This window comes from Neisseria sp. P0008.S010, from assembly GCF_051962715.1.
Classification (GTDB): Bacteria; Pseudomonadota; Gammaproteobacteria; order Burkholderiales; family Neisseriaceae; genus Neisseria; species Neisseria elongata.
This window is the reverse complement of sequence record NZ_JBQCVA010000229.1, coordinates 1-312: the sequence shown is the minus strand read 5'-3', so window position 1 is coordinate 312 and position 312 is coordinate 1. Positions and strand designations below refer to the sequence as shown.

General features: G+C 47.8%; 1 pseudogene. It reads left to right on the top strand.

Annotation, left to right across the window (positions count from 1 at the left end):
• Positions 1-72: pseudogene (locus ACTHSL_RS13340) on the top strand (D-aminoacyl-tRNA deacylase); the annotation flags it as partial.
• Positions 73-312 lie beyond the last annotated feature (240 nt).

The following is a 312-nucleotide window of genomic DNA, read 5'->3' as shown; positions in this document are numbered from 1 at the left end:
ACCCATATGCAGATTACGCTGTGCAACGACGGCCCGGTTACCCTGCTGCTCGACTCCAACAAACTGTTTTAACGAAGATTTCCAATCAAGCTTAAACCGACGGAACAACCGGCGCAAACCGTCAGGCCGTCTGAAAGACGTATGTGCGACAAACGGTATTCTGCAAACCACCAATTTAAAAGACTTGATAGGCACGGCCTCAAACCGAAAAATCAGGCCGTCTGAAAACTAATCCGAGACCTTTGCAAAATCCCCCCAAAATCCCCTAAATTCCCACCAAAACATTTAGGGGATTTCCCATGAGCACCTTCT